The organism is Verrucomicrobiia bacterium (assembly GCA_035495615.1).
In the GTDB taxonomy this organism is placed as follows: Bacteria; Omnitrophota; Omnitrophia; order Omnitrophales; family Aquincolibacteriaceae; genus DATJFP01.
Map to the genome: position 1 here is coordinate 1 of DATJFP010000081.1, position 3,258 is coordinate 3,258.

Sequence of the window (3,258 nt, forward strand, 5' to 3'; positions counted from 1 at the left end):
GAAAGCGCCGGAAGCTTCCCGGCTTTTGTCCGAAGGCCGTGAGGCCCTGGCCCGCCGCCGGGCGCATCCGGCTGTATCCGACCCGAAGGTGCGCAAGCGGCTTGCTTCCGTGACCGAAGGTGATTTCCGCAGAAAAAGCGCGTTCCCGGCGCGGCAGGAAAAGCAGCACGCAAAACTCCGCCTGCCGCTTTTCCCGGCGACGACGATCGGCTCGTTTCCGCAGACGGCGGAAGTGCGCCAGGCGCGCGCCCGCTGGAAAAAAGGGGAGGGGACGGAAAAGGAATACACGGCTTTCCTCGAGAAAAAAATGGCCGAATGCGTGCGTTTCCAGGAAGAGATCGGGCTCGATGTACTCGTGCACGGGGAATTCGAGCGCAGCGACATGGTGGAATATTTCGGCGGGCAGCTCGAAGGCTTTGTGTTCACGGAAAACGGCTGGGTCCAGTCCTATGGCTCGCGCTGCGTGAAGCCTCCGGTCATTTTCGGCGACGTGAGCCGAAGCCGTCCCATGACCGTGGACTGGATTACCAGGGCGCAGGCACTTACGAAAAAGCCCATGAAGGGCATGCTGACCGGGCCGGTCACGATTCTGCAATGGTCGTTCGTGCGCGACGACCAGCCGCGGCGCGACACGGCGTTTCAGATCGCGCTCGCCATCCGGGATGAAGTGATGGACCTGGAAAAATCAGGCGCGGGCATTATTCAGATCGACGAGGCCGCGTTCCGCGAAGGCCTGCCGCTGCGGCGTTCGGAGCGCCCGGCATATCTGGATTGGGCGGCGGCCGCATTCCGCCTGACGTCTTCGGTCGTGCGCGACGAAACTCAGATCCACACGCACATGTGCTACAGCGAGTTCAACGACATCCTGCCCGCGATCACGGCCATGGACGCCGATGTCATCACGATCGAGACCTCGCGCTCACGGCTGGAGCTTCTGGAGGCCTTTCGCACGTTCCGCTATCCCAACGAAATCGGGCCGGGCGTTTACGACATCCATTCGCCGCGCGTGCCTTCCGCGGACGAAATGGAAGCGCTGCTGGAAAAAGCCGTGGAGCTGATGCCGGTGCGTCATTTGTGGGTGAATCCGGACTGCGGGCTGAAGACGCGCGCCTGGCCGGAAACCGAAGCCGCGCTCAAGGCCATGGTGAAAGCCGCCCGCCTTCTCCGCGCCAAGTACGCGAGCATGGAACGGGGACAGGACTGAAGTCCTGTCCCCACGGCATCGAATGCAGGACTAACGGCGAAAGCGCGTCAGCGTCTGCACACGGCATTGAATGCAGGACTATTGGGGAGAGCACGTCAGCGTTTGCGGGTATGGCCTTAATAATCAATTCCCGCCTTCGCCAAAATCCCTTTGTCGAAGGGATGCTTCACGGCCTTCATTTCCGTGACGAGGTCCGCGGCTTGGATCAGTTTTTTCGGCGCGCCGTTGCCGGTGAGGATGACGTGCTTCAGGGGCGGCTTGCGCTTTAATTCCCGCAGCACCGCGCCCAGATCCAGGAAATTATATTTCAACGCGTAATTGATTTCGTCGAAGATGACGAGCCCGTGGCGTTTGTCGTGCAGGAGCTCTTTGCATTTTTCCCAGGCCCGCGCCGCGGCGAGAACGTCGCGGCCGTAATCTTTCGTGTTCCAGGTAAATCCCTCGCCCATGGCATAAAACCGGAACGCGCTTCCGAATTTTTTCGCGGCCCCGGCCTCGCCGGTTTTCCAGTTTCCCTTGATAAACTGCACGACCGCCACGTTCATGCCGTGACCGAGAGCGCGGAGCGCCGTGCCGAAAGCAGCCGTGCTCTTGCCCTTGCCGTTTCCGGTATGCACCATGATGAGGCCTTTCGGAGCCGCGTTTTTTTTGCGGAGGCGGTACGCGCGCGGCGCCTTGTCCTTCGAGCGGCGGAGGATTTTCATATGCCGGGAAGCCGGGGATGCTTGTTCAGATCAAAGGCCTTGGTGTTGATGCCCAGGGAGTCGGGCGTGCCGTAGGGGCAGTGGCGGCAGCACTGGTTGCAGCAGAAGCCGCGCTCGAGCAGGTAGCGGCGCGTGTAGATTTCGTAGCCGCTGACGGGGTCTGTGTAGAATTTCGATCCCCGTTCACAGGCTTCCCGGTGGGCTTTTTCCACTTCCGGAGAAAACGTTTCTTCCAAGATCATATCCTTTGCCAGGGCAGGACGTAAAAGCCGGCGCCTTTCGGGCCGTAAACCGCCTCGACGCCGTAGCTGCGCCTGAGATTTTCGGGGGTAAGGACTTCTTCAGGCCGTCCGCCGGCGGTTATTTTACCTTGATCGAGGAGAAAAAGGCGATCACAAAATCGCGCGGCGAGTGCGAGGTTATGGAGCACGACGAGCACTCCGCGTCCGCGGCGAGCGGTTGAGCGAAGAATTTCCATGGCCTGGAGTTCATGCGCGGGATCCAGCGCGGAAACGGGTTCGTCCGCGAGCAGGACGCGCGCGTCGACGGCCAGGCAGCGAGCGAGAAGAACAAGCGCCTTTTCTCCTCCGGCGAGTTCGCGGAAAGGACGGTGCGCGAGAGCGGCGGTCCCGGTCATCTTCAGGGCTTCGTCCACGATCGCCTCGTCTTTTCCCGCATGCGGCGTGCGCCCGAGCGCGACGATCGCGCGCGCGGTCAGCGGCCAATGGACGACCCGCTCCTGCGCGAGGTACGCGGTTTCCCTCGCCCAGACGCGTTGGGAAATATTTTCAGAGGGCACGCCTTCGAGCAGAATTTCGCCTTCCGACGGACGCAGGAGGCGCGCGAGGATTTTGAGCAGCGTGGATTTTCCCGCGCCGTTGGGGCCGACGAGCCCCGTCACTTCTCCGGCGGGAAGGCCGAAGGAGACGTTGTCCAGGACCTTTCTCGCCCCGAGCGAAATCGAAAGGCCGCGCGCTTCCAGAAGGCTCATGACAGCTCCCGCCTTGTCTTGAAAATCAGCGCCAGGAAAAACGGCACGCCGACAAGCGAAGTCACGACCCCGAGCTTCAGCTCCGTCCCGGACGGGATCACGCGCACGGCAATGTCCGCGAGAAGCAGCAGCAATGCGCCCGCGAGCGCGCTGGGGACCAGCACGCGCCCGGGCTCATGGCCCGTGAACGGCCGGCAAAGGTGCGGAACAACAAGCCCCAGAAAACCAATGCTGCCGCAGATCGAAACGGACGCGCCCACGCAAAGTGCGGTGCCGAGCACCAGGCGCAGCGACGTGCGGCCGAGCGAAACGCCCAGGCTCTGCGCGGTTTCTTCGCCGAGCGTCAGCGCATTTAAAGA

Annotated in this window: 5 protein-coding genes; 1 reads left to right on the top strand and 4 read right to left on the bottom strand. The window is 62.2% G+C overall.

All coding sequences use genetic code 11. The features are described from left to right. Positions 1-1,204: 5-methyltetrahydropteroyltriglutamate--homocysteine S-methyltransferase (gene metE, locus VL688_10210; protein HTL48416.1), on the top strand; the 1,204-nt coding region annotated here is incomplete at its 5' end. A 116-nt stretch (positions 1,205-1,320) separates the two neighbouring features. Here the strand turns inward: metE and cobO are convergent. From cobO to VL688_10230, 4 genes are all read right to left on the bottom strand, one after another. Then, positions 1,321-1,908 carry a cob(I)yrinic acid a,c-diamide adenosyltransferase gene (cobO, locus tag VL688_10215; protein ID HTL48417.1) on the bottom strand — a complete coding sequence of 196 codons (588 nt, stop codon included), beginning with the start codon at positions 1,906-1,908 and terminating at the stop codon, positions 1,321-1,323. Next, on the bottom strand, positions 1,905-2,144 hold the full coding sequence (locus VL688_10220) for a DUF5522 domain-containing protein (protein HTL48418.1): 240 nt from the start codon (positions 2,142-2,144) through the stop codon (positions 1,905-1,907). Before VL688_10220 ends, cobO begins: the two co-directional genes overlap by 4 nt. A 2-nt stretch (positions 2,145-2,146) precedes the next feature. Then, the gene (locus VL688_10225; GenBank protein HTL48419.1) at positions 2,147-2,899 is read right to left on the bottom strand and encodes an ABC transporter ATP-binding protein; all 753 of its coding nucleotides are present in this window, start codon (positions 2,897-2,899) and stop codon (positions 2,147-2,149) included. Then, positions 2,896-3,258, bottom strand: a 363-nt coding sequence (locus VL688_10230; GenBank protein ID HTL48420.1) for an iron chelate uptake ABC transporter family permease subunit, incomplete at its 5' end; no start/stop codon positions are given. The genes VL688_10225 and VL688_10230, both read right to left, overlap by 4 nt.

Bases quoted from the DNA above. Each gene is read 5' to 3' on its own strand.
- cobO (HTL48417.1), bottom strand. From the start codon at position 1,908: ATGAAAATCCTCCGCCGCTCGAAGGACAAGGCGCCGCGCGCGTACCGC.
- VL688_10225 (HTL48419.1), bottom strand. From the start codon at position 2,899: ATGAGCCTTCTGGAAGCGCGCGGCCTTTCGATTTCGCTCGGGGCGAGA.